The following is a 24,347-nucleotide window of genomic DNA, read 5'->3' on the forward strand; positions in this document are numbered from 1 at the left end:
TTTATAAATCATGACAACTAATAATCCTAAATCTATTATCGTTATTTTTGGTGCAACAGGTGATTTAGCGAAACGTAAATTATTTCCTTCAATTTTTAGACTGTATCACAACGGGAAACTTTCTGAAAATTTCGCTGTAGTGGGTGTTGCGAGAAGACCTTTATCTAATGAAGAATTTCGCGAAAACGTCAAGCAGTCCGTCAGCCACTTTCAAGAAGAGAACGTGAGCCACGATACATTTGCTTCACACTTCCATTATCATCCTTTCGATGTAACAAACAAAACTTCTTATCAGGAGCTAAAAAGTTTATTAAGTACCCTTGACGAGAGTTATAATGCAGAAGGAAATCGTATTTTCTATTTAGCGATGGCGCCTGAGTTTTTTGGCACAATCGCTGCCAATTTGAAATCAGAAGGATTAACTTCTACAGAAGGCTGGAGCCGTTTAGTTATTGAAAAACCTTTTGGTCATAATTATGAATCAGCTAAAGAGTTAAATGACCAAATTCGCCAAGCGTTTACAGAAGACCAAATTTATCGTATTGACCACTACTTAGGAAAAGAAATGGTTCAAAATATTGAAGTGATTCGCTTTGCGAATGCCATCTTTGAACCACTTTGGAACAATCACTATATTTCAAATATCCAAATCACCTCAAGCGAAACACTAGGTGTAGAAGATCGCGGCCGTTATTACGAATCTTCAGGGGCTCTTCGCGATATGGTCCAAAACCATATCTTGCAAATGGTTGCCCTTCTTGCAATGGAGCCGCCAATTAAATTAACAACAGACGAAATCCGCAGTGAAAAAGTAAAAGTTCTTCGCGCTTTAAGACCATTTTCAGAGGAACAAGCGGAGGAATATTTTGTCCGTGGGCAATATGGACGCGGCATCGTGGACAAGGGAGAGGTAATCGGTTATCGTGAGGAGAATTCAGTAGATCCAGAATCAAATACTGAAACATTTGTCTCAGGAAAACTCATGATTGACAATTTTAGATGGGCAGGAGTGCCTTTTTACATTCGTACAGGTAAGCGTATGAAGGAAAAATCCACAGAAATCGTCATTCAATTTAAAGATCTGCCAATGAACCTATACTTTAATAAAGGTAAAGACATTCATCCGAACTTGCTTGTAATTCACATTCAGCCTGACGAAGGAATCACATTGCACTTAAATGCGCAAAAAGGAGGCGGCGCCACTTCGACGCCGATTCAGTTAAATTACTGCAATAACTGCGGTGATAAAATGAACACACCTGAAGCGTATGAGCGCCTTTTATATGGTTGTATGCACGGCGATGCCACAAACTTTACCCATTGGGATGAAGTAGCTCTTTCATGGAGGTTTGTTGATACGATTTCAAAAGCTTGGGAAAGTAACAAAGCACAAAACTTCCCTAATTATGAATCCGGATCAATGGGACCTAAAGAGTCTGATGCTTTATTAGAAAAAGACGGTTTCCATTGGTGGTCAAGTATAACAACTCGTTTAGCAGTAGGAAATAATGATGAGAATATATGATATAACAGAGTTTTAGATTTATCAGACGATCTTTTTTCTATTACCAACTAATAGCCCTGTTCTAATTAGAACAGGGCTATTAACATTACTTTATTATGACAACTAACTTATTTTTGAAACCACTCTGTATGGAAAATACCTTCTTTATCCACACGTTGATATGTGTGTGCACCAAAGTAATCGCGTTGTGCCTGCAAAAGGTTCGCTGGTAATGTTTCCGTGCGATAGCTGTCGTAATAAGCTAACGCGCTGGAGAATGATGGTACTGGAATACCGCGCTCGATTGCCACTGCAAGTACTCGACGCAATGCAGATTGATAGTTCTCTACAATTTCTTTAAAGTACGGATCTAATAATAAGTTTGCTAAGCTGAGATTACGGTCATATGCATCCTTAATTTTTTGTAAGAATTGCGCACGAATGATACAGCCGCCGCGGAAAATCATTGCGATATCGCCGTAACGAAGATTCCATTCATATTCATCAGAAGCAGCACGCATTTGTGCGAAACCTTGTGCATACGAACAAATTTTACTCATATATAAAGCTTTGCGCACCGCTTCAATTAATTCTTCTTTATTACCTTCAAACTCTTTACTTTCAGGACCTGTTAAAAGCTTGCTTGCTTTTACACGCTCTTCTTTCATAGCGGAGATAAAGCGAGCAAATACAGATTCCGTAATAATTGGAAGCGGAACCCCTAAATCTAAAGCGCTTTGGCTTGTCCATTTGCCTGTACCTTTTTGACCAGCTGTATCTAAAATCACGTCAACAAGAGGTTTGCCTGTTTCTTCATCTACCTTTGTAAAGATGTCTGCTGTAATTTCAATTAAGTAGCTGTCCAATTCACCTTTGTTCCATTCTGCAAACACTTCATGAAGTTCTTGTGCACTCAAACCGAGCACATGCTTCATAATGAAATAGGCTTCCGAAATTAACTGCATATCCCCATATTCAATGCCGTTGTGAACCATTTTCACGTAATGACCGGCCCCATTAGGACCAATATATGTGCAGCAAGGATCCCCTTCTACTTTTGCTGAAATCGCCTCTAAAATCGGTTTTACAAGCTCATACGCTTCTTTTTGACCGCCCGGCATAATGGAAGGACCTTTTAACGCTCCTTCTTCTCCTCCTGAAACACCTGTACCGATAAAGTGAATACCTGTTGCTTCTAATTCTTTGTTGCGTCTAATCGTGTCTTGGAAAAATGTATTTCCGCCATCAATGAGGATATCACCTTTTTCAAGATAAGGTTTTAACGAATCAATAGTTGCATCCGTTGGCGCACCCGCTTTAACCATTAATAAAATTTTGCGCGGCTTTTCTAATGAGTTAACAAATTCTTCAATGCTATATGTACCAACAAAATTCTTTCCTTCTGCTTCTTTCTTTAAAAACTCTTCTGTTTTTTCAGACGAACGATTATAAACAGAAACAGAATAATCTCGGCTTTCAATATTCAAAGCAAGGTTTTTACCCATAACTGCTAAACCGATAACACCAATTTGTTGTTTTACCATGATTAATTCGCCCTTTCTCTATTAAAATGAACACTTTAAATTATATAATAGCAGATATTGGTTTAAAAAGGATTATTTGAATGGTGTTGATTATATTTACATATGAATCCTTACCACAAAATCTTTTCCCACATCGTACTCTTTAATTCCTCACGATAAGACTGAATGAATTTTAATATCAAATTCATCATTCTCCTTGTTTAGATATTGATGTATAAAAAGGATTTTTCCATTCCATAAGCGTCCCGTAATTATCCGATTCTTTATCCTCTAAATAGTTAGGCACCACTTGAACAGGGGTACGGCCGCAGCGAAGCAGGAAGGTGATGACAGGATCTTTTAATGCACCTTTTAGCACAGCTTCAAGGTATTGTTCCGGCGTCATCTCATTCGCTTTTTTGTGATACCCGGGCATTCTACCGCCGCCTAACAACCGTTCCAATCCTTTATGAACAACGACATCATACATAGACAGCATGAGCCATTTTCCTAACCCTAATTTTCGATAGGAGGGCCGCACGCTAATATCGACGACATAAAGTGTATTTCCGTTCGGGTTATGATTGCGAATATAGCCATTATCCGTAATCTCTTCCCATGTATGTTCCGGATAAGCAGGATCAAAGTCAACAAGCAATCCGGTCATTGATCCTGCAATTTCACCATCAATCTCAATGCATAAGGCTCCCTCCGGAAACAAGATAACATGGTTATGCAATTGTTCCGTGTTCCACCATAATTCAGACGGAAACGGTGGAGGAAAACTTTCCTGCTGAACGCGAATCAAACCGGGAAAGTCCCGATCCTCATAATTCCGGATCATCGCCGGTACCGGCCGATTCTGATCAAAAACATAAAACTCCTTTCGATACATGCTCCCACCCCCTTGCAGAATCGCTAAACCCTCTCCTTATTTCCAATCCGGGTAAAGATCTGTACGCCGGTCACGCCACGTCGTAACAGAACCACTTTCGCGAACTTCGTATAACAGTTCTAAATCCAGATCCGCTGTTACGATCATATCATGATTGACTTCCCCTTCTGCTAAGATACCGCGGGGAGGAAATGGAATATCGTTTGGTGTAATCACTGCCGCTTGCCCGAAATTCGCCCGCATAAAGTCAACTGTAGGAAGAGAACCTACTGTACCAGTGTTTACTACATAAACTTGATTTTCTATTGCTCTCGCATGGCTAGTGTAACGGACGCGATGGAATCCATGACGATCATCGGTACAAGAGGGACAGAAAATAATATCAGCCCCCCTAGCCTTTGCCATCCGAACGACTTCCGGGAATTCGATGTCATAACAGGTCAACATAGCGATTGTCCCTTTGTCAGTCTTGAACACCTCTACGTTTTCACCCGGAGTCATGTTCCATTCCTCCACTTCCGTCGGGGTGATATGAAGTTTTGCCTGTTCTGCGACTCTTCCATCTGGATAGAACAAATGAGCAACATTGTATAATTTGTCACCTTTCCGAACGACATGGGTTCCCCCAATAATATGCATTTTTGTTTGCTTAGCGAGATCTATAAATAAAGACCGATACTGTTCTGTAAAATCAGGCAGATCTTGAATTGTCAAAGCTTGTCCTTGTTCATTGCCAATTGACATAAGTTGAGTTGTGAAAAATTCCGGAAACACGACAAAATCCGCACTAAATTCTTGGGCTGTTTTTATATAATGCTCCACTTGCTTGGCAAATTCGTCAAAGGATTGTATCGTATGAAGATGATATTGAACCGCTGAGACTCTTAGTTTCATAGTTTTCCCCTTTCTTGTCATCACGCTATATAAATACAATTTATAAGTTCGACATGGATTTTGTCCAACTTTATGTCGAAATTTCATTTAGGATATATATAGAAAAATTTCCATCTATATTGTTTATGAACGATATCCTTATTATTAGACACTTAATTGATTCACACAAGTACATCCTTTCATATCACATAGTATCCAAAAGTATATCAAAGGAAATAGACTAAAAAGAAGATCAAAAATAACCCTATAGAAACTACATTTGGTGAATATACAGCAAAACATTGATCTTTTAATCGATACTGCTTAGATAATTCGTTATCAGTTCAATCTTTCTCAAATTATTGTTTTATAACGCTGTACGCCCGATACAAAATTAGTTAATATCGCCATCCTTATGAACCTCCCCACTTACTCGCTTCCGCTCCTTGAAGTGGGGGTATTCTCACCTTAATTTATGATAAAAAGCAAAAGCCTTCCAATTTTTATTAAATCGGAAGGCTTTTCAAATGCAGCATAAAAATGTCGAATTTATAATTCACTCATATATAGAGACATGTTTTCACATATAAATTTCCTGAATCTGGAACACCCATATAATAGTAGTAGAATGATATAATAATATAATAATAGAAAACACATGAGGAGCAGATGAAATGAAAAGAACAATATCTGTACTTTTGATCGTGTTCCTCCTTCCTTTTGTGTTAAGTTTAAGCCCTACTGTATATGATCCAAATTATGTTGCTAAGTACCAATCGCCAGAAGGGATCCAATTCTTGAGTTATACCCATACATGGAATAAAGAAAAGCTGGAGAATTTATATAAAGAGCTGCTGCGAAATCAACATGGGCCTGAATTGAATACACTTAGGGAAGTAAGGATAAAAGGAGAAACAAATCCTACAAAAACGGGAGATTATAATCCTGCTACTAATGTTATTACCTTATATGACGGAGATGCACAAAATACAATTGAATCCATGCGTCGTGTGTTATCTCATGAATACGGACATCATTTTGCCTTTTATTATGTTCCTCAGCATGTGCTGCCTATTTCGACAAAATGGAAAACACTAAGAGGAGCAGAAGATACATTTTCTTTATCGTTTTGGAATTATAGTACAGAAGGAAATCACAAATGGTTTACGCCGGAAATATTCGCTGAGGATTACGTTATGCTTTATGGCTCAACTAGGAAAGTGAGCAATGAAGATATAGCAAATGGAACTGTCTTTCAACACATGGTCAAACATGAAAATGAATACCTTCCGAATGTATTAGAGGATATTCCTCTTCAGCGTTATGTAGAGAAAGTATCAGGATTGCAAGTAGATACGAAGCGCATTATAAAAGTACCTCAATTTGTTGGACTAAAAAATAATATCATCACCTTCGAAATTATGAAGCGTGAAAATATACTCTATAGATTTTCATTTGATTATTACGAAGGAAATAAAAAAGTTCAAACGCCGGAAAATTGGGTGCACCGAGGATCTTATGCTTTTACGAGTACACCTGATACCAATGGAAGGATCTCCATCAATCTTGAAGATACATTGCTAGAAGAACAAAAAGATACATTTACAGGTTCTGTTCAAATCACAGTAGAAGCAGTTGATTTAAATACGAATCTTGGATTGAAAAAAGATCTGTTCAGTTTAAAATATGGGGCAGATAAAAAATTTACTAAATAACAAACACGATAAAAAACTAGGTTATTTTGAATAACCTAGTTTTTTTGTTGCATTCATCGCAACATACTTTACGGATATATAAGAAAAAAACCTTTTTCTTAATGACCGGCTGTTTGATCAACTCCGGCTGTTTTTTTGAATCCAGCAATTTTTTCCAGCAATGTTGCGCTTGCTTCGTTCAAGCCGATTACGTTCGCTCGGATTCCATTCTGATGGAACTTCAGCACGACTTTATCAATAGCTGCAACACCGGACTCATCCCAGATGTGCGCTTGTGCTAAATTAATATCAACAGTCCTAATCCTTTCGTGTTTAAACGTAAAAGAAGAAACGAAGTCTATGACAGATGCGAAGAATAACTGTCCTTCCACGTTGTAAGTCATCTTCTGCAAAGATTCGTCATGAGAAGAAATTATTGTCATCTTAGAAATTTTGGAAGCAAAGAACACAGCACTCAACAAAATCCCCATAATAACACCTATAGCTAGGTTATGAGTCAACACTACAGCCACTACCGTAGTTACCATTACAACCGCATCCGTTTTCGGAAGTTTATGCAGTCGTTTCAAAGAACTCCAATCGAAGGTGCTGATAGAAACCATAATCATGACAGCTACAAGAGCCGCTAACGGAATTTGAAGCACGATTTTATTCAACACAATAATCAAGAACATCAGAAACACACCGGCTACAAACGTAGAAAGCCGTCCTCGTCCGCCGGATTTCGTATTGATAACAGATTGTCCAATCATCGCGCAGCCGGCCATGCCGCCGAAAAAACCCGTCACGATATTGGCAATGCCTTGTCCTTTGCATTCTGTATTTTTGTTGCTGTCCGTATCTGTCATATCGTCCACAATTTGAGCTGTAAGCAAGGACTCGATAAGGCCGACTAACGCTAATGAAAGAGCATATGGAAAAACGATACGCAGCGTTTCCAAATTCAATGGTACGTTCGGAATCAAAAAGCTAGGCAATGTATTTGTAATATCCCCCATATCTCCAATGGTTTTTACATTACTACCCGTATAAATAGCTATGATAGTGATGATGATAATCGCGACAAGCGGAGACGGCACAGCTTTGGTGATTCTCGGAAACAAATAAATAATCGTCAATCCTCCGGCTACCATTGCATACATAGGCCAGGATTCCCCAGAAAATGCAGGCAGCTGCGCTGTAAAAATTAGGATTGCTAAGGAGTTTACAAAACCGATCATGACTGAACGCGGGATGAATTTCATTAACTGCCCTATTTTCAAAAAGCCAAGAACAATTTGAATGATCCCCGTTAAAATGGTTGCTGCAAGCATATACTCAATACCGTGCTCTTTTACTAAACCGACCAATACCAAAGCCATGGCACCTGTTGCAGCTGAAATCATCCCCGGGCGTCCTCCCACAAATGCGATGACAACCGCCATACAAAACGATGCATACAAACCGATCATCGGGTCCACATCGGCAATAATAGAGAAGCCAATTGCTTCCGGAATCAGCGCCAGTGCAACAACAATCCCTGCCAAAACATCTGCGCGAATGTTGGAAAACCATCCCTGTCTAAGTTTCTGTATCAAAACAGCACCTCTTTCTCTTTTATTAAGTTTTCAAGTTTCATTGATTCCCCCTTAGGGAATCGAGGCCGACACAACGTTTTGTATTATACGGTACTATAAATTTTTCTGCAAGGACAAATTGTTTACATAACTATAGTGGAAACCAAAACGCTGCCGCTATAAATGAAGCCTAAAAGTAAAACACAAACAAAATACCGTCTGTTCTAACAAACGGTATCTCTTCATACAATAATTTTTAGTTCCTTTTACAATCCCCATGCTTTCCTCTAAACCAAATTCCCTTAATAATACGTCACTGTAGTCCCATAAGGATAACCATATGGATAATAAGTTGCCGGATATGGTACTGGATAAGGATAACGATAGCCAAGAGGTACCCAAAATTATTCCTCATCATGTAATAACTTTTCCGCTTGATTTAGCACAAGATTCATTTACAGAAATCCCCCTTTTCAGTTGAAGATTTTCATATTTCAAATTACACATTAGTCTTAATTGCTAATAACAGCCCGGTAGACCAATCCATTTCTGTGATGACTAAATCTGATCTATTTCGCAGCGTGTGTACGAGTTTAGGCGCTTTAATCCTATATTGTTCCGGCAATTTGGAATGCGGAAGCAAGTCATGAATGACATAAAATCCTCCAACATTTAAATGATCCAATGTTTTGTCCAGTAACTCGAATTTTCCTGGCCACGTATCCGCAAAGATAAAATCAAACCGCTCCGACAGGTTTTGAATAAAAGCTGCTCCATCCTCACAACGAAATGAAACTCTCCTGTCATGTCCTAGATGTTTCTTAGCAACAGCTTGCACGTTAGAATCTATATCTACTGTTGTAAGTGTACTGCCCCCGTCCATTCCTTCAATAATCCATGAAGCGGATGCCCCTGCTCCCGTCCCTAATTCTAAAAAGTTCCCGCTTGGCTTTGAGGCAGCCAATCCTTTTAGCAAAAATCCGGTTTTTCTGTCACATGACTGCTGAAAGCCCAGTACTTTTGATTCTTGTAATATTTTCGCGTAGCCTTCAGGCACTTGCATAACTCTGCTTTCCTCCATGACAATACAATCCCCTTTCTTTTCCCTCTATAGATGGTATATATATGAGTAAATTATAATTTCGACATGTCCATGTGCTATGTGCAACCAAAAAGGAGTATGGTATGCTTCTTCTCTCTGGTTTACTTTTGCATGAACCACTACAAAGGTTTGACCGCTTCTGCACGTCGCCGGATGATCTCTTCCCACTATAAAAAGACGGTTTTTTTACTCGCATGTATATAATTACATTCATCAAATACGACATGTTTCTTAAAAAGTTATAAATTACAAAATAAAATGGCCTCTTGTCATAAGAGGCCATAAATCTGATGTATAGACCTCTTATCTCCCAGAGCATGTCACTCTGTCGGAATTAGCACCTTCCTGAAAAAATCAGGGGTTGCTGAGGCTTCGCAGGGCCAGTCCCTCCACCTCTCATGATAAGAATTACATATTTTATTCTTTATACATATTAGATTAATGTATAAGAGCATGAAATCCAATCTTAATTTCCAAAAAATGCGAATTTATAACTATGAGTTTAGACTTTTCTTTTGTCAGTTAAACTAGAAAACATATTAACAACAGACATCATACGGGTCGGGAAATGATGTTATTTACTTATTATTTTTATATAAAAAGGATTTGTAGCGGATTCTATACAAGCGAGAATAAGAATGATGAATGGTTTGTCTTTGATCATGCCCCCTCTCTTCCATAATGTTATATTCCACTTTCTCATCAACTTGATCCATCAATTCTTTACTTCTTGTAATCTCTTCTATATTGTTGGATATCAGTTTTTTCATTCTATTGAAGCTCGATCCCCTCATCATTTCCAGCCCTCTCCGTATCACTTTGATATTATTCTTTTTTACGACTAAAAAATGCTCCTTAAGCTTTCATTCGGTTGGAATACCCGCACATTAACCTTTACAATATCCGTGTATCATTCTCCTACATTCTTTCTTCAAAATGTTATACATACAATGAGCCGTAATCCTCTGTTTAAATGCGACAAAAAACCTCTTTCCGGAAAATAGAAAGAGGCTGAAAACGCTTTTGAATATACTCCAAAGCACCTTCGTCCTTTCCCATCTTCCAAGCAGACTGCTTGCTGGAGTTGGCACGGTATTCTATAACAGAATCCGCTGCCGAGGTTTCACTGGGCCAGTCCCTCCACCTCTCTTAATAAGAAATTACGTGTATGCATTTATTGTTAATTTGCTAATCCCAATTATAAGTAAACACATAAGAAAAGTCAATATAATTCCCATAATTTTTCATTGACTTTTAATAGCGAAATTCGAGCGAAAATCTATTATTTCCATTTATTCGACTTTAACTTTGACCCGACAAATCGCATGATAGCCGTACCCTTTTCGATTCCACAAAGCTTCTTCAGGCTGTATACGTCCCATTGAATCTGTCGCTCTTGATAATATTGTACACTCTCCTTTCGCATTTGCGTTCCAAAAGAAAGTCCAGTTTACCCATGTATATGGACTATCCGTTTTCGGCTGCAAAACAGCGGGCATCCATGTCTCGCCGTCATTTGTACTTATCTCAACTTTGGTTATTTCTCCCTCTCCCGTCCAAGCAATCCCCTGAATCGTATGGACTCCCTTATCCAAAATTGCCAAATCCAGCGGCTGCTGGATTGTAGAATTGATATTCATAGTCGTTACAGGGTATTTGCCTGCATCTCTGTTCTTCTCTGGATAGTAGATATAATCTACCGCTTGAAACGGTCCTTGAAAGGAGCCGTCAATAACAGAAATTTTCTTGAGCCATTTTACTGAAGCCATTGCATACCACTGCGGTACGATTAACCGCAGTGGATATCCGTGCTTGAAAGAAAGCGGCTCTCCATTTAATTCGTATGCAACAAGCGTATCCGGGTGAAGAGCTTTATCAATGGGAAGACTTCGTTCATATGCAAAAATCCCCGTTATATCCGTTCTCATCCCCGTATCGTGACCTTCGAAAACAATCTCTTTGGCTGACCCTCGAATACCGGTATATTGAAAGAGTGTTCGAAGCGGCACACCCTTCCAATATCCTTGACTCAATGCCCCCTCCCCCCATTGTTCTCCAAACGTTTTTGGCTGAAATGATGAGCGTTTATCACCGGCACATTCCAACATCACTTTTACGGTTTTAGTGGGTAAGCTGAGTATTTCATTATAAGAAAACGTTCTGGGAACTTTTACGTTTCCCTCAACTTGCAGATGAAAAAAGCTTGTCATGAGCTTGGGATATGAAAAATGGTTGCGTTTATAGAAATATGATAAAGGTGTAATATTGCCAGCAAGAAAATGGATGGGTGTCTCTTGATTTTCGGGGAGCAATTTCTTTGTGAGAAGATACGGTTTTACATGTACATTTTTTCTTTTCATACATTCCTCCTGCCATACAAGATGACATGTTTGCAAAAGTTCATTCATGACCACGTACTTCAATTTATTTCATTAGTATAGATCTTATGAAAATTCTTTGTCTTCAGCAAAGGTAACTATATATAAATGATTTATAATTCCGACATATGAACCGCTGCTATACAGAACCAAAGCCTGCACTCGCTTCCTCTCTCTCATCCTTGTACGGGACAGGAAAAGGGTTTGACCGCTTCTATGCTCTGCTGGATGCTCTTTCCTTACTACAAAAAGACGTTTTTTTATTCAGTTGTATATAATTTTGATCGTATTATTGTCTTTTACTTCATATCCAAAACTTTTAAGCTCTACTGCTCATAACTATTATGAAATAAAAAAACAGATAATTGCCTTTCACGACGATTATCTGTTTCCGCTTTCTTATTATCCATTCTCATTCAAGCTTATCTGGGATTATTACATGCCGATTGTTGAACCAATTGATTTGTCTGCGATTGAGTTTGGGCTGTATTGTTGCATTTGTTTTGTAATTTCAGAACTGATAGCTGGTGAAGAAGTATTGTACATCCCTTGCTGTAACATGAAAGCGTATACTTTGTCCTGAAGCAAAAGTGTATCCTGTAAGAGAGCCTGAGACTTTTCGCGGACAATCGAACAGTTTAATTCTGTAGCAGCTGTTGTATGCTCTCTAGAAGTACGCTTTAGGTCGGTCAGAACCGTGTATTATTATTGTGAACTTAATTGACCCTTAAGCTGTTGTACCACGTTGGGATTAGCCGGGACAGCGGGTTGATAATATCCCTTTTGCACCGCATAGTTATATAATTTACGCTGTCTCGCCTCATCCTGATTTCGAATTTGGATAAGTGCTTGATATAACTGTTCGTTATCAGAATGCGCTATATAGTTAGCATAACCAGTCAAGCTGGCGTTCAATGCAGACAGATAATCATTTACCATATCTTTTTCATTCATGTCAATACCCTCCTATCCTAAAAAAGTCATCAGTTTTTGTCGAGTAGTTCTTGCACTTTGTGCATCTTGCTGCAGTATTTGCTTAAGTTGAGGATCCGTGCACTGTTGGGCATATTCATCTAATTTGTTTGCTACTGTAGAATGGCCTCCGATAAGATGACGTAAATTCTCAAGCTCAAGCTCAGTTAAGTTTTGCATTATAATCACCTCTTTTTGATTAAGATACAGCTTTATTATGAAATACATTTAAAAAGTATATACATCTTTTGAATTAATATTGAAATTACATACTACTTCTTAATATGCAAGAAAAACTTTTACACCTTTTTTCCACAGTTTATTATGGAATGAAATAACGATAATGAAAAAGTCTTGCGTATCCACTTTATACGCAAGACTTTTTCATTACTTCATCTGTAATTCTGCAATCATGTCTTCTAAACGCTCTTTTTGCGCCATCAATTCTTCAACAGAAGGTTGGTACGATGCAGCGTTTTGACGAAATGCGGGCGCCGGATGCACCAAACGTTGGAGCTGTCCGCCGTTTTGCTCGTACAGACGATAGCCCACTGCTCCTACAACAGCTCCGGATAAAAAACCCATAAGAAAATCTTGATTGAATGCCATAAGTAGTCCCCCTCAGATCATGATTGATTTATACAAACTCGCACTTGTGGTACGAACTCATATACTAGATGTAGTTCAAACGGTTGCTTTGATGGATTTCATATAAAATCTCCAAAATATTTACGGCCCATGTAACCATGGATACGTGAAGCATATTAGATGCTCCTAAAGAAACTAAACTTAGCACTCCCGTCAACACATCGGGATGACTTAATCTATTGGTTCCATGAGACAAAACGGTATAACCAGTAGCTATAACTGCTGCATAGTCTAAGGCGCCCGGATGCTTCGCCTTGCTTTTGCGTACATAGGCGATCAGCAATAAAATTCCCGTCATGAAGGAGCGAAACAAGTCCCCGCGTATCCGAGGTTTGATGTTAGCCATGATAGAGTCCAACGGATCAAATCTAGTCTGCTGGAAAAACAAGGATATGTAGCGCAGCAAATGTGCCCGCGAAAGCTCATCCGTGTTGTATTGAATCAGCATGGTATGAATAATCGGTTGAATCCTTACAGACGCCACTCCCTTTAGGGATGAAAACATTTTTTCAATCTCATCATAAGATGTTTTGTCCCGAAGAGCAGGAATTTGCATACGGATTCTCCCCGGAATGTCATGCAGAATATAGAACTTTGGTTCCATGATGCAAATCTCCCTTCCATAAAATCCGTGCGCTGTTCGCCACGACTCCGATTGTGGCAGCATTATGGATGGCCGCTCCTACAACTGGCGATATGATACCGAGAGCCCCAAGCAATATCGCTGCTCCGTTAATGAAAAAGGTGGCGAAAAAATTTTGTTTGATGATTTGCATCGTCCGCTTCGATAAGCCGACCAATTCCGAAAGCATCTCCGGATTGTCGGAAGTGATGATTATATCGCTGGCTTCAGAAGCAATATCGGTTCGCTTGGCTCCCATAGTTACGCCGATATTCGCGTATGCCAAAGCAGGCGCGTCATTAATGCCGTCTCCGACCATCATGACCGTACTGTTCCGCCTGTATTGCTTCACATATGTCGCTTTGTCTTCCGGCAAAGCTTCCGCATGATACCAATCCAGGTTGAGCCGCCTTGACATTTCCCTCGCCGCGGCGCGCTTATCCCCTGTCAGCATCACGACCTCGCTCACGCCGTATTGGCGCAACTCCTGAACCGCACGATGCATGCCGGCACGCACTTTATCGAATATGCTGATGATGCCGATCAGAGTTTGGTTGTAAGCGACATAGATGATATTCTCATCTCTTTCAAGCTTTTGGACGAGCTGCTCAATATTCACCTTCAGCTCTGTCATGAACCGCAAGCTGCCCACGACGATTGGCTTGCCGTTCAAAAAGGTTCTGATTCCTTTTCCCACAACCGTTTCAACCTGTGATTCTCCATCCCGGTTCGGAATATCGAGCCTCCACTCTTGCGCTTGTTTCAAAATCGCATCGGCAATCGGATGTGAAGAGTTCCTTTCCGCAGCTGCCGCCAAACGAATGACCTCTTCCTTATCGTAGCCCTCACAAGGAATAACCTGCTGTACAACCGGTGATCCTTCCGTAATAGTTCCGGTTTTATCCAAAATGACCGTGTTTACCTGCGCCATTTGCTCCACATGATGGCTTCCCTTCACAATCGCTCCTTTTTTCGCCGCCTTTCCGATAGAGGCATACAGGGCCGTAGCGGTAGACAGCTTGATGCCGCACACGAAGTCAATGACAAGCATGTTCATGGCACGGTTCACATCTCTTGTCAGCAAAAATGTCAAAAGCGACAGACCGAACGATACCGGCACCATTCTTTCCGCCAGCATGTCGGCAAGGTGCTGAATCGGCGCCCTCTTCTCCTGCGCCTCCTCAAGCAAATGGATGATGCGGGACGCGGCCGTATCGTCTCCCGCTTTTTCTACATGAATTTTCAATTGACCGCTCTGCAGAATCGTTCCTGCATAGACATGGCTTTGACATGTCACTTCTTTTGGCATATATTCGCCAGTAATAGCCGACTCGTCGACTACGCCGTATCCTTCCGAAACCTTTCCGTCCGCCGGGATTTTTTCTCCCATGAACACGACAATCGTGTCTCCTGCTTTTATATCTTCTATGCTTACTTTTTCTTCAATTCCTGTTTCATTCACACACCATGCATATTTCGTGTCCAGCTCCAGAACGGAGCGGATATAGTTTTTCGTCTTTTCCGATGTGTGTTCGGAAAGCATTTCGCTTATCGTGGACATAATGGTGATGACAAGCGCCGATACCGGGTTTCTCGTGTATATAGAAGCAAATATGGAGGCTGCCGTCAATGTGTTGGCGTTTGCTTTTCCATGCCTGATTACGTTCCATATGCCATCTTTTATGACTTGTAATGTCGATAGAACGGCTGTCGCCACCGTAATCTTATGTAGAAGCGGTCTGAAAGCCCAAAACGCAGGATTTCTGCCCATGATCCAATGTGCCGCGAAGATAAATGTGCATGTCGCGATTGCAGCATATTGTTTCCAAGAAGTTTGTCGCTTTTCCTTTTCATTCCTGATGCATGCCTTCAAGTATTTCATGATTTCCCGTAGGGATAAAGAAGTATCGTGGTAAATCAGAACGGTTCCTGTTTCTTTTGTGTAAGAGGCTGCGTGAACACCGGGCAAAGAACGAAAGAAACATTCAATCATAACTGGACGCAGCGGACTTTGAACACGGAGGCGCGTTCTTCCCGGCAGCGAGTGGAGAATCACCGCTTCATTGAGCATCTGTCCCCTCCTTGTTTTTTATGATGGTGTAAGACCAATACAAAAGACTCGCGGCAAATGCTGGGGCTCTCTTGAAGCTATGTATTCCCTTTCCCAACAAAAACAGTACGAATAAGCTGTCAAAATCGGCAAAGCCGTTCGTTTGCCTTTTGATGCCTCGGTCTACGACTTGGAGTGTCTGCTGCATGGTTTTCATCATCTTGGCTTCGGTGTGGAGGACAGCCTCGGAAGTGACCGTTACAATCCGCTTCATCAGTTCGTCCAGCTCCTGCTCGGAAATATGCGGGACGATGAACTCAATCAGCAGGCTTCCCGTAACGGAAGAAGCTTTGCAAGTTAGGACCAGCGTCTCGTTCACAATCTCTTTTTCCAGACATTGCGCCACAATCGCATCCTTCCATTTGTCGCACTGCATGCGAAGCCGCCCGGGCATCGCATGAATGATTTGAATCTTTTGATCTCTGAACTGAGAAAGAAGTTTAGGAGCAAATAAGGATGCGCCAAAACCTAGAACAGTAGAAATCATATTCGTTCCCCCCTCTTCGCATATTCTTCAGCGTACACTTGCTCGAGCAATTGAAACCACTGTTCCATTTCCTGTATCGTCGAAATATAGGCGGCATCATACTTGATGAGAATGCTGCCGGTCTCAGAGGTTAATTGAACCGAAAAAACAGAGGGATGCGTCTGCAGCTGCTTCACAACCCCGCTGACAAGATTACTGTTCATGGTCCACACAGGCGATTGCAGCCGGATGCGTCCGGGAATAAAATGGGCCAGTCTAATTTCATATTTTCCTAGTTTTCTTTGGATTTGCTTCATTATTAGAATCTCGGTAACTTTCGCTATCATCTAAACACCATCTTTTCCCATTGTTATTAAATTTTACCACGATTGATTCTTCACAACAATTAGATTGTTAAAGTTTTGTAAACCCTTCTGAAAATCAATATTAACCTTCATTTTATACCCCAAAACTATGTTTATGAATTACATAATATTCTTCAAACACTTCTACAGCTTCTTCTGAACCAATGATTGAAAATCATCCGTATAAGCGATAATTTCTCCCCATTCTATAAAATCCTCATCAGATATTTTCCATGTGTGCTTATCGGAGTCATGACGTATGCCAGCAAAATTATATCTATCTGTAGAGTAGATTTTAAAACCATTCTTTTTACAATTATCTATAAAAAAATAGTCCTCAGCTCTATTCACTTTTTCAAATTGCACTTTATTAAATACTTCTTTTTTAAAAATTAACGTAGCACCTGCTACAGAGTCAGTAAATGATTTTTCTGTATTAGATACTAACATCAAAGCTTTCTTATTTTTAAAATATACATAATAAGAGCTTTTACCTAAAACGAAAATTTCTTTATTTTTAAATTCGTTCATCGCATGAGCTAGGTAGTATGCGCCATAATAGTCATCATCATCAAATTTAGCTATATAATTATATCTAGATTTTTCAACTCCAAAATTTAAACAATCACCTAAAGTTGCTTGTTCATGTAATTGATACACACTGACATTATGATAATTCTTCGCTTTTTTTTTCCATTTGTCTATATCCATAGTATCCTTATTTAAAATAATAATTAATTCTTTATCCTTCCATATTTGCTGTTTGTAGTTTTTAAAAACATTTTCTATAAACTCTTCTCTTATCGTACAAGTAATAATCGAAACCATTCATTTTTCCACTCCCGACATAATATAGGCAATTCAGACAAGAGAAAGGCAAATCAAAAATAGACATTAAAATTCTGCTATCTATTTTAGAAAACCCTCTTCATTTTGATCTTTCGTTCATAATTTTCTCTACGATATAAGTCAAATTTTTATAACTTTTTAGTTTTTTAATATCAGATAAAAGTTCGTTTTTCTGGTCTGAGTCAAAACCTGCCGCGTCTAACACGTTTATATGCCGGATATCGATTTTTAGCAAAAGTACAATGGTTTCTAGAATTTTAATAAACTTTTCTTGAAAAGATAAAGACTCATTTGGATAATTTTGAACGAGTAACTTATACTCGCCTAATACCTTGTTCATGGTTAATAAATCTGCAATACGGGCAAGCTCTAACCCTAGGATGAGAACGTCCACATCAGGATGTTTTAACGTGAATAAGTGGTAATTTCTCATCGCTTCTTTCCATCTGTTCTCCCCAACAGGATGCTCTTGATGGTAAGTTACAATAGCGTTACTAGCTAAATATTTAGCTCCAGCCTTATATAAGCGGTATCCTAACTCCCAGTCTTCATAACCATAATTTACGAAATCTTCATCGAATGGGCCGACTTGTTCAATTAACTCTTTACGTACGGAAACATTTCCAGTCAAAAATGCCATCCATGGAAAATGAAATCCATTTAATCCCGCACCGAAATTTTCTATTATTGTATCATACCAATATTCTGAGGACGTCTTAACCTTTAATTCCTTATAAAGCTGGCCATCAATATCTGTTTTTACTAATAATGGATAAGGGGTGGTGCTAGAATGTTGATAGTTTGCAAATCGTTCATAGAGCACTTGATTATTTCTTGCCATAGCAGATAGTTCTTCTGATTGTTCCCGATTAAATTCTGGGAAAATACAAGAATATACCGCCTTATAATACATTCCTCCTGATAAAACCAAGTTACCCATTAATTGATGATACTTACAATGATTTTCAACAAATTCTGGCTCTGTAATCATTTCTGCATCTAAAAATATAAGAATTTTCCCTCTTGAAGATTTGATACCAATATTTCGAACCTTAGCTCTACCAAGATTTCGGTTGCATTTAATATACCTAAAATGATAGGGGGGATGATAATTTTTGAAGATCCTTAAAGTTTGATCAGTTGAAGCATCGTCAATAAAGAGGACCTCCATTTTCGAAGGATTGAACGTTTGTTTCCCAAGAGAATAAAGAGTAAATAAATTCAGTGGATATTTATTATAAGAAGGAATGATTACACTAACTTCAATATCATGATCCTTATTTATTTCTTTACTATTTTGGCTAGGAGAATCCTCCTTTTTTTCACCCATAAGTTTATGAGTCGAGTCATAAAATTCCTTAATTTCCATTTTCGTCCCATCCTTTTTTTTCACTACTACTAGTTAATGCAAATAAAAGAGAAAAGAATTGGACAATCTTACTAGGGCAATAGCGGATTTTTTCATACTCCTAAACTTTCCGATTATGGAAACGAAACTCTCTGTATAATTTAAACTCCCTAGCTTGTTATACATTGGACTAAACGTTAACGTCACTTTCTATAACTAAAGCAACATAACTTCTATGCAATTCTTCTCGCTCCAGATAAGGAAATTTTAAATGGAACATTCGTGGGTTATTAGATACAGTTTATCTGTTCAAAAATAGAATCATTTGCTACTATAAAACCATGTATAATAACAGTATTTAAATTGAACTAGAGGTGAATCAAAATGTATTGGACTCCGTTATTTGAAAACGATGTACCAGTAGCACTCCTCCGCCCTTAGTGGAGTGAAGGTGACTACCTCTCTCCGTTAGGGGCATTCTTGACCTAAACTTAAAGACGGAGGGTACAAAAAATGAAAAACACCTGGTTAGGTTCTATATATTTAGCTTTAGCTGCCAGTATTTGGGGCGGTATGTACGTCGTTGTTAAAATTGTAGTATCCATCATACCTCCATTGGAATTGGTTTGGATGCGATATTTGGTGGCTATCATCGCACTCCTCATTATCGGTTTGATGACACGACAATCATGGCGAATTCATAGACGTGATCTCCTATTAATCATAGCAATTGGGGTAATTGGCAACACTATTTCTATTGTTACTCAGGAAATAGGGACTAAACTATCCTCAGCACAAATGGGGGCAATTATCACTTCTTCAACACCAGCATTTATGGTTATTTTTGCCCGTCTACTGCTTAAAGAACGGTTGAATGTAAAAAAGGGACTGTCCGTTTGTTTAGCAACAATGGGGGTATTGCTCATTGTTGGAAAGGGTCATATGGATATATCCAATCAACTTGGTGGTATTTCACTGCTTGTTGCTGCTTTAACATGGGCCCTCATGTCCGTTCTTATAAAGCGTGTTCCAAGTAACTATTCGCAAATTGTGGTGACGACCTATTCAATCTTGGTCGCCATAGTTATGCTGACCCCTTTTGTTTTGGGACGGTTACACGAAATTAATATCTATCAACTGACTCATCCGACTATTTGGGGAGGGGTCTTATATTTGGGCGTTGTCTCAACGGCTGGTGGATTCCTACTTTGGAATCGCGGGTTACAAATGCTTAACGCCTCAAGCGGCGGGTTATTTTTCTTCTTTCAACCCTTGGTTGGGACATTACTCGGATGGCTTATTCTAGGAGAGAATATAGGTGTAACGTTTTGGATAGGATCCATCCTAATTCTCAGTGGTGTTTTATTAGTTATCCAAGAAACAAAGTAGAATTTATAAAAATAATGCATAAAACTAATGCCTCTTAGTAATACGTAACTGTAGGCACATAAGGATAATCATACGGATATAGATAATATGGGACAGGGTATGGATAACCATAGCCATACCCTGTCCCAGAAAAATTAGTTTATTCGATTCAGTTGATGTTCGTATTTCCTTATACAGCCAGTAATAAACTTCGATTTTCTTTCTGTATCTTTCCCCTTCTTCTGCAATCCCGCTTTAGCATTCCTAAGCTCATTTGGGAACTAAAAAACAATCTTCTGCTTTTAAGATTTAACTTATACAATTAAAGATTTCTGGATTCTGATTTGAATTGCTTTGTATCAAAGCCTGCTTATCAGTCTGAATGCAAAGTTAAACATCCCATAACTAATCCTTTTTGTTAAAAATGTTACCGACCATACTTTTCAGAATAAAGATCTTATAACAGCTTTTGTACTTGAAAATTATAATCTTGAACTACCCAAGTTTGTGTGAACTGATTTTCCAATTTCCAATAGCTTATACCGCGAATACCATATTGTTTCACTGTATCAAATTTTGCTTGTATACTGCGCGCATCTTCAAACCAGACTTCATGTTGTTGGCCCGTTTCGTCGGTATAACGAAAAAAGGGAGACTGATATGTTTCATGATAATAGATCTCGGCACCATATTTGGCAGCCGTTCGAATTGCTTCTTGATTACTGACGACCCTTGCAAATGTTCCTTGAACCCAGGGTATTTTCCAGTCTCTTCCGTATAAAGGTATCCCCATATGGATTTTATTGCGCGGAATGGCTGTAACAGCATAATTCAAAACACGTTTCACTTCATTAATTGGAGCAATTGCCAATGGCGGTCCGCCAGCCCATCCCCATTCATAAGTCATGAGTATAACAAAATCTAAAATTTTCCCTTGAGCGGTATAATCTTGTGCTTCGTATAGCAATCCCTTTTGTTCGTCATTAACTTTCGGTGGCAGCGCTGCAGAAACAGAGAACCTCTCTTTGTGCAACTTAGTTACTACTCGCTGTAAAAACGCATTATAATTCTCGCGATCCTCTGGATATATATATTCAAAATCAAAGCTTAAACCAGTGTAGCCTTTATTCCTCATTATATTAAGTATATTTGTAATAAGCGTTTCTTGTAGATTAGGTTTACGAAGAATAGCTGCCACAAGGTCAGAGTCGAATTTTCCATCCGCAAGGTTTGCGAGAACAAGAAGAGGCGCTATATGTTGAGCCTTGGAAGCTGCTAAAATAGATTTATCGTTTATCGTGATAACGGTACCGTCTTTTTTGAAAGTATACGTAAACGGGGTAAGATAAGTAAGGTACTGCCCTACATTTGCGATTTCTTTTGCCCCTTTATCACTCATATTCGTAGTATAACTATTTACCTCAATCTTTGTCCGGGAACTTGTAGGGACGATTAGGCTTTGCCCTGGATAAATCGGGGAGTAAATATTAAGTTTGTTTGCTTGTAAAATGGATTGTACCGAGACTCCATACTGCTGGGCGATTGACGGGAGGCTATCTCCTACATTAACGATATGACTTATCAAATCAGGTGTAGGAATGATAAGTGATTGACCGACTACTAAAGTATGGGGATTTTCTAGTCCATTCGCCTTGATTATTTGATTCATGTCAACATTATAATATCTTGAAAGTGCCCATAAGGTATCTCCCCTTTGTACCACGTGTATTTGCATAGGCTCGCCTCCTCATATTTCACTTTTATATACTTTATGACATCGATACTATAGATATTTAGCTCTATAAGAAAAATAATTTTGCGCAGCAAAACTAAACACTTGTGAAAATGTTCTGTGAGGTTTTTATGTATTAAATTTTAGCTGGAGTGTCTCTTATTTTTATAATTTATTAATATTGCAGAAACGCTGATATAATACGATCTGTTTTTTGGTCAATAAACAGTATAGTCTTAACACCCTCAGAAATTATTCCAATGTATCAATTACCACGTCCTCTATATATCTATCATACGTTTCTTTAATAATGTTCAACAGCCATCTATCCGAATTGATTAGCTTGTCCAACTTTGTTTGCATTTGTATCTCATTGCTGATGTGGTTACGCACCGTCTTCTCGCTGATGAACAATTCGCCGGCGATTTCTTTCGTCGTCTTGTCTTGTACAAGCAGCTCGAATACTTCGCGTTCCCTTTTCGTAAGCCGAGGATCCAAAGTCTTTTTCCTTCAACTGTTATAACCCTCCTTGCCTACGCCAGAGCCAAATTGGGATTTGGGTATCTATTTAGTCTTTGTATTGTATGAAAGCATGACACTTGTAGTGCATGAATTTGGGTGGGATTTTTTTGGAGGGCGGGTTTTATTTGTAGTTGCGTTATGTATAGATGTTCGGAACTATTGTATTCATGGTCAGAGTTGCATATGCTTAATTCTTCTTACACACATCCCTCCAGAAGTTTTTATTAGTAAAATAAAAAGATAAATTAATTTATCTGTTATCTAGAGAAATTTCTGTCGTTTCTATAATTTCCTTCCAGCTTTCACACAAATTCACTTGTTTACAATCACTAAGGAACAAAATAAGACTGTGAAGAAGAGTTACTTCACAGTCTTATAAAATATGATATGAATGCTTTAATTTCACATAAATTCTTATTATCAAAAGTGAGTACAATTTACTTAACTATCGACTTGTTAATCAAATTATCTAAACCTATAATTAGGGATTTTTCAACCTACTAATAAACGCTTTAAAGCTATCGGCAATTTTATAAGTATTTTCTACTTCGCTTGATTGCGGGAAATAAAAAGAGTGATCCCAATAATACACACCGTAGTTTTCAACATCTGTAATGAGTACAATCAATCCTGATCCCGGGTCGTCACCTATTATTAAACTTTTCGGTAACATATTTTCTTCGAATTCTTCATAACACGTACTTAAATCAAAAGATCTTTTCACATCTACACCATATAAAACGTCTAGAGGAATTTCTTGATTCAATTCCTTAACAAAGAATGTACTGTATCTAACTTTAGAAGTGCCCCCATTATATTCACTTAAAAATCTTTTATAATCTTCCGGAAGCGTGAACCCTAAGAGTTGTTCTAACTGTCTGATTGATTCTTCTGTTGCTTTACCAAAAGGTTTTACATTCATCTTTAACCACCCTTTTTTCCTTTTCTTCATAAGAGCACTTAAAAATCTTCCCTATTTGATAGGAAGAGCTCAATCCATACTCGTTGATACCGGTGTTTTGACGGTTAAAGAACCCGTGAATTCTGTGAAGATAAAATAGAACGCAAACCCCATATCTCAGGCGGTACAAACTATTCGCTCTTCGGCAGAGGGGTGTGTGATCCGATAATAAAAGTGAGGTATCTCTCCTCACTTTTTCATTACAATATTATCTCCATCTCCAATTGATTTCACCATCTTCATAAATAGCTGGTAACTCGATACCCTTCAGTTCCTGTTGGTCATTCATGATAAACCAATTTACTTCATCTAACCATTCAGGATTCATATCTTCTTCTACAAACCCTTCTTCGTCAATAAGCTTAACAAAAAATTCTTGAAATTTGCTCATATTTTCATTTGGCTCTATTGTACCAAACATCCATGTTCCTTCTGCGCTTACATTAAGAATGGAGCCTAGACACTCTTTCTTGAAGTACAGTTTCATGACTGTCCCATCCTTCCCTACTCTTTAATTTTAAAGAACTCTTTTGGAATTTCTCCTTTTATTAGATACTCTGAATCCCTTTTTGTCCATGATAAAGCTTTGTTTTTCCAGAAGTCCGAAGTTGTAGTATCCCGTTCAATCAATTTTTCAATCTGCTTTGGAGCCAGTATTGCAACATTCTTCACTTCTCCACTACGGATAGCTTGTCTTAAAGCAGGTAAGTCTACTTCTATTGCTTTATCCCCGTATGTACCAATGACCTCACTATTACGTGTAAAACTTGTAAAGGGACTGTTTCCTTTTATCACAACAAACTTATTTTCCAATGGATAACTACTCTGTTAAAATACC

Annotated in this window: 26 protein-coding genes, 1 pseudogene and 2 riboswitches; of the genes and pseudogenes, 4 read left to right on the forward strand and 23 right to left on the reverse strand. The window is 38.7% G+C overall.

Features of this window, described 5'->3' with window-relative positions; translation table 11 throughout:
- Positions 1-10 precede the first annotated feature (10 nt).
- Positions 11-1,525 (forward strand): glucose-6-phosphate dehydrogenase, encoded by a 1,515-nt coding sequence (gene zwf, locus H540_RS0125695; RefSeq protein WP_028403011.1) that lies wholly within the window; start codon positions 11-13, stop codon positions 1,523-1,525.
- 107 nt (positions 1,526-1,632) lie between these two features.
- Here the strand turns inward: zwf and gndA are convergent, their stop codons facing one another.
- The 3 genes from gndA to H540_RS0125710 form a co-directional block, all read right to left on the reverse strand.
- The gene (gene gndA / locus H540_RS0125700) at positions 1,633-3,048 is read right to left on the reverse strand and encodes an NADP-dependent phosphogluconate dehydrogenase (RefSeq protein ID WP_028403012.1); all 1,416 of its coding nucleotides are present in this window, start codon (positions 3,046-3,048) and stop codon (positions 1,633-1,635) included.
- A gap of 187 nt (positions 3,049-3,235) precedes the next feature.
- The gene (locus H540_RS0125705) at positions 3,236-3,922 is read right to left on the reverse strand and encodes a GNAT family N-acetyltransferase (RefSeq protein ID WP_028403013.1); all 687 of its coding nucleotides are present in this window, start codon (positions 3,920-3,922) and stop codon (positions 3,236-3,238) included.
- Positions 3,923-3,958: 36 nt separating this feature from the next.
- Positions 3,959-4,816, reverse strand: coding sequence for a carbon-nitrogen hydrolase family protein (locus H540_RS0125710; protein ID WP_028403014.1), 858 nt, complete (start codon positions 4,814-4,816; stop codon positions 3,959-3,961).
- A gap of 653 nt (positions 4,817-5,469) precedes the next feature.
- Between H540_RS0125710 and H540_RS0125715 the strand changes: the two genes are divergently transcribed.
- Positions 5,470-6,510 carry a hypothetical protein gene (locus H540_RS0125715; RefSeq protein ID WP_028403015.1) on the forward strand — a complete coding sequence of 347 codons (1,041 nt, stop codon included), beginning with the start codon at positions 5,470-5,472 and terminating at the stop codon, positions 6,508-6,510.
- A 98-nt stretch (positions 6,511-6,608) separates the two neighbouring features.
- On the opposite strand, the gene H540_RS0125720 is transcribed toward H540_RS0125715, so the two are convergent.
- The gene (locus tag H540_RS0125720; RefSeq protein WP_425388185.1) at positions 6,609-8,084 is read right to left on the reverse strand and encodes a SulP family inorganic anion transporter; all 1,476 of its coding nucleotides are present in this window, start codon (positions 8,082-8,084) and stop codon (positions 6,609-6,611) included.
- Between the two features lie 322 nt (positions 8,085-8,406).
- Here H540_RS0125720 and H540_RS35755 point away from each other — a divergent pair, with 322 nt between their 5' ends.
- On the forward strand, positions 8,407-8,547 hold the full coding sequence (locus tag H540_RS35755) for a hypothetical protein (protein WP_162144562.1): 141 nt from the start codon (positions 8,407-8,409) through the stop codon (positions 8,545-8,547).
- 18 nt (positions 8,548-8,565) lie between these two features.
- On the opposite strand, the gene H540_RS0125730 is transcribed toward H540_RS35755, so the two are convergent.
- The 14 genes and pseudogenes from H540_RS0125730 to H540_RS30920 all read right to left on the reverse strand — a co-directional run bounded on the left by H540_RS0125730 (position 8,566) and on the right by H540_RS30920 (position 18,947).
- Positions 8,566-9,147, reverse strand: a complete 582-nt coding sequence (locus H540_RS0125730; RefSeq protein WP_028403017.1) for an O-methyltransferase — start codon at positions 9,145-9,147, stop codon at positions 8,566-8,568.
- 321 nt (positions 9,148-9,468) lie between these two features.
- A riboswitch (SAM riboswitch) is annotated at positions 9,469-9,576 on the reverse strand.
- A gap of 170 nt (positions 9,577-9,746) precedes the next feature.
- A complete protein-coding gene (locus H540_RS0125735) occupies positions 9,747-9,965 on the reverse strand; it encodes a hypothetical protein (protein WP_028403018.1) in 219 nt (72 codons plus the stop codon).
- A 255-nt stretch (positions 9,966-10,220) separates the two neighbouring features.
- A riboswitch (SAM riboswitch) is annotated at positions 10,221-10,327 on the reverse strand.
- A gap of 133 nt (positions 10,328-10,460) precedes the next feature.
- Complete coding sequence (locus H540_RS0125740; protein ID WP_028403019.1) at positions 10,461-11,528, reverse strand: sulfite oxidase; 1,068 nt, start codon at positions 11,526-11,528, stop codon at positions 10,461-10,463.
- A 453-nt stretch (positions 11,529-11,981) separates the two neighbouring features.
- Entirely contained in the window at positions 11,982-12,134 is a 153-nt protein-coding gene (locus tag H540_RS34970; RefSeq protein WP_245592355.1) for a hypothetical protein, read from the reverse strand.
- Positions 12,135-12,140: 6 nt separating this feature from the next.
- Positions 12,141-12,239: pseudogene (locus H540_RS34975) on the reverse strand (spore coat protein); the annotation flags it as partial.
- 12 nt (positions 12,240-12,251) lie between these two features.
- Positions 12,252-12,500, reverse strand: coding sequence for a spore coat protein (locus H540_RS0125745; protein ID WP_028403020.1), 249 nt, complete (start codon positions 12,498-12,500; stop codon positions 12,252-12,254).
- A gap of 12 nt (positions 12,501-12,512) precedes the next feature.
- On the reverse strand, positions 12,513-12,698 hold the full coding sequence (locus tag H540_RS0125750) for a hypothetical protein (RefSeq protein ID WP_028403021.1): 186 nt from the start codon (positions 12,696-12,698) through the stop codon (positions 12,513-12,515).
- Positions 12,699-12,905: 207 nt separating this feature from the next.
- Positions 12,906-13,127: a hypothetical protein gene (locus H540_RS0125755; protein ID WP_028403022.1), complete on the reverse strand. Its 222-nt coding sequence runs from the start codon at positions 13,125-13,127 to the stop codon at positions 12,906-12,908.
- A 64-nt stretch (positions 13,128-13,191) separates the two neighbouring features.
- Positions 13,192-13,770 (reverse strand): HMA2 domain-containing protein, encoded by a 579-nt coding sequence (locus H540_RS0125760; RefSeq protein WP_028403023.1) that lies wholly within the window; start codon positions 13,768-13,770, stop codon positions 13,192-13,194.
- On the reverse strand, positions 13,742-15,859 hold the full coding sequence (locus H540_RS0125765; RefSeq protein WP_028403024.1) for a heavy metal translocating P-type ATPase: 2,118 nt from the start codon (positions 15,857-15,859) through the stop codon (positions 13,742-13,744). Before H540_RS0125765 ends, H540_RS0125760 begins: the two co-directional genes overlap by 29 nt.
- Positions 15,849-16,385 (reverse strand): HMA2 domain-containing protein, encoded by a 537-nt coding sequence (locus tag H540_RS0125770; RefSeq protein WP_028403025.1) that lies wholly within the window; start codon positions 16,383-16,385, stop codon positions 15,849-15,851. The genes H540_RS0125765 and H540_RS0125770 overlap by 11 nt, the downstream gene beginning before the upstream one ends.
- On the reverse strand, positions 16,382-16,711 hold the full coding sequence (locus tag H540_RS0125775) for an HMA2 domain-containing protein (RefSeq protein ID WP_245592356.1): 330 nt from the start codon (positions 16,709-16,711) through the stop codon (positions 16,382-16,384). Before H540_RS0125775 ends, H540_RS0125770 begins: the two co-directional genes overlap by 4 nt.
- Before the next feature lie 162 nt (positions 16,712-16,873).
- The gene (locus H540_RS0125780; protein ID WP_028403027.1) at positions 16,874-17,557 is read right to left on the reverse strand and encodes a glycosyltransferase family 2 protein; all 684 of its coding nucleotides are present in this window, start codon (positions 17,555-17,557) and stop codon (positions 16,874-16,876) included.
- A 100-nt stretch (positions 17,558-17,657) separates the two neighbouring features.
- Positions 17,658-18,947: a glycosyltransferase family 2 protein gene (locus tag H540_RS30920; RefSeq protein ID WP_051317278.1), complete on the reverse strand. Its 1,290-nt coding sequence runs from the start codon at positions 18,945-18,947 to the stop codon at positions 17,658-17,660.
- 492 nt (positions 18,948-19,439) lie between these two features.
- Here H540_RS30920 and H540_RS0125790 point away from each other — a divergent pair, with 492 nt between their 5' ends.
- Positions 19,440-20,315 carry a DMT family transporter gene (locus H540_RS0125790; protein WP_028403028.1) on the forward strand — a complete coding sequence of 292 codons (876 nt, stop codon included), beginning with the start codon at positions 19,440-19,442 and terminating at the stop codon, positions 20,313-20,315.
- A gap of 436 nt (positions 20,316-20,751) precedes the next feature.
- Here the strand turns inward: H540_RS0125790 and H540_RS0125795 are convergent, their stop codons facing one another.
- The 5 genes from H540_RS0125795 to H540_RS30930 all read right to left on the reverse strand — a co-directional run bounded on the left by H540_RS0125795 (position 20,752) and on the right by H540_RS30930 (position 24,322).
- Positions 20,752-22,029, reverse strand: a complete 1,278-nt coding sequence (locus H540_RS0125795) for a glycosyl hydrolase family 18 protein (RefSeq protein ID WP_028403029.1) — start codon at positions 22,027-22,029, stop codon at positions 20,752-20,754.
- A 249-nt stretch (positions 22,030-22,278) separates the two neighbouring features.
- Complete coding sequence (locus H540_RS34980; protein ID WP_425388181.1) at positions 22,279-22,524, reverse strand: LuxR C-terminal-related transcriptional regulator; 246 nt, start codon at positions 22,522-22,524, stop codon at positions 22,279-22,281.
- Positions 22,525-23,029: 505 nt separating this feature from the next.
- Positions 23,030-23,470 carry an SMI1/KNR4 family protein gene (locus H540_RS0125805; protein WP_028403030.1) on the reverse strand — a complete coding sequence of 147 codons (441 nt, stop codon included), beginning with the start codon at positions 23,468-23,470 and terminating at the stop codon, positions 23,030-23,032.
- A gap of 247 nt (positions 23,471-23,717) precedes the next feature.
- The gene (locus H540_RS0125810; RefSeq protein ID WP_028403031.1) at positions 23,718-23,996 is read right to left on the reverse strand and encodes a hypothetical protein; all 279 of its coding nucleotides are present in this window, start codon (positions 23,994-23,996) and stop codon (positions 23,718-23,720) included.
- A gap of 17 nt (positions 23,997-24,013) precedes the next feature.
- Complete coding sequence (locus tag H540_RS30930; RefSeq protein ID WP_051317279.1) at positions 24,014-24,322, reverse strand: hypothetical protein; 309 nt, start codon at positions 24,320-24,322, stop codon at positions 24,014-24,016.
- Positions 24,323-24,347 lie beyond the last annotated feature (25 nt).

The organism is Ectobacillus panaciterrae DSM 19096, from assembly GCF_000430785.1.
Taxonomy (GTDB): Bacteria; Bacillota; Bacilli; order Bacillales; family Bacillaceae_G; genus Ectobacillus; species Ectobacillus panaciterrae.

Bases quoted from the DNA above. Each gene is read 5' to 3' on its own strand.
- H540_RS0125735 (WP_028403018.1), bottom strand. From the start codon at position 9,965: ATGATGAGGGGATCGAGCTTCAATAGAATGAAAAAACTGATATCCAAC.
- H540_RS0125790 (WP_028403028.1), top strand. From the start codon at position 19,440: ATGAAAAACACCTGGTTAGGTTCTATATATTTAGCTTTAGCTGCCAGT.
- H540_RS0125810 (WP_028403031.1), bottom strand. From the start codon at position 23,996: ATGAAACTGTACTTCAAGAAAGAGTGTCTAGGCTCCATTCTTAATGTA.
- H540_RS0125730 (WP_028403017.1), bottom strand. From the start codon at position 9,147: ATGGAGGAAAGCAGAGTTATGCAAGTGCCTGAAGGCTACGCGAAAATA.
- H540_RS35755 (WP_162144562.1), top strand. From the start codon at position 8,407: ATGGATAATAAGTTGCCGGATATGGTACTGGATAAGGATAACGATAGC.
- H540_RS0125770 (WP_028403025.1), bottom strand. From the start codon at position 16,385: ATGATTTCTACTGTTCTAGGTTTTGGCGCATCCTTATTTGCTCCTAAA.
- H540_RS0125745 (WP_028403020.1), bottom strand. From the start codon at position 12,500: ATGAATGAAAAAGATATGGTAAATGATTATCTGTCTGCATTGAACGCC.
- H540_RS0125705 (WP_028403013.1), bottom strand. From the start codon at position 3,922: ATGTATCGAAAGGAGTTTTATGTTTTTGATCAGAATCGGCCGGTACCG.
- H540_RS0125710 (WP_028403014.1), bottom strand. From the start codon at position 4,816: ATGAAACTAAGAGTCTCAGCGGTTCAATATCATCTTCATACGATACAA.
- H540_RS0125765 (WP_028403024.1), bottom strand. From the start codon at position 15,859: ATGCTCAATGAAGCGGTGATTCTCCACTCGCTGCCGGGAAGAACGCGC.
- H540_RS0125775 (WP_245592356.1), bottom strand. From the start codon at position 16,711: ATGATAGCGAAAGTTACCGAGATTCTAATAATGAAGCAAATCCAAAGA.
- zwf (WP_028403011.1), top strand. From the start codon at position 11: ATGACAACTAATAATCCTAAATCTATTATCGTTATTTTTGGTGCAACA.
- H540_RS0125750 (WP_028403021.1), bottom strand. From the start codon at position 12,698: ATGCAAAACTTAACTGAGCTTGAGCTTGAGAATTTACGTCATCTTATC.
- H540_RS0125740 (WP_028403019.1), bottom strand. From the start codon at position 11,528: ATGAAAAGAAAAAATGTACATGTAAAACCGTATCTTCTCACAAAGAAA.
- gndA (WP_028403012.1), bottom strand. From the start codon at position 3,048: ATGGTAAAACAACAAATTGGTGTTATCGGTTTAGCAGTTATGGGTAAA.
- H540_RS0125760 (WP_028403023.1), bottom strand. From the start codon at position 13,770: ATGGAACCAAAGTTCTATATTCTGCATGACATTCCGGGGAGAATCCGT.
- H540_RS0125805 (WP_028403030.1), bottom strand. From the start codon at position 23,470: ATGAATGTAAAACCTTTTGGTAAAGCAACAGAAGAATCAATCAGACAG.
- H540_RS0125795 (WP_028403029.1), bottom strand. From the start codon at position 22,029: ATGCAAATACACGTGGTACAAAGGGGAGATACCTTATGGGCACTTTCA.
- H540_RS30920 (WP_051317278.1), bottom strand. From the start codon at position 18,947: ATGGAAATTAAGGAATTTTATGACTCGACTCATAAACTTATGGGTGAA.
- H540_RS0125780 (WP_028403027.1), bottom strand. From the start codon at position 17,557: ATGGTTTCGATTATTACTTGTACGATAAGAGAAGAGTTTATAGAAAAT.
- H540_RS0125755 (WP_028403022.1), bottom strand. From the start codon at position 13,127: ATGGCATTCAATCAAGATTTTCTTATGGGTTTTTTATCCGGAGCTGTT.
- H540_RS0125715 (WP_028403015.1), top strand. From the start codon at position 5,470: ATGAAAAGAACAATATCTGTACTTTTGATCGTGTTCCTCCTTCCTTTT.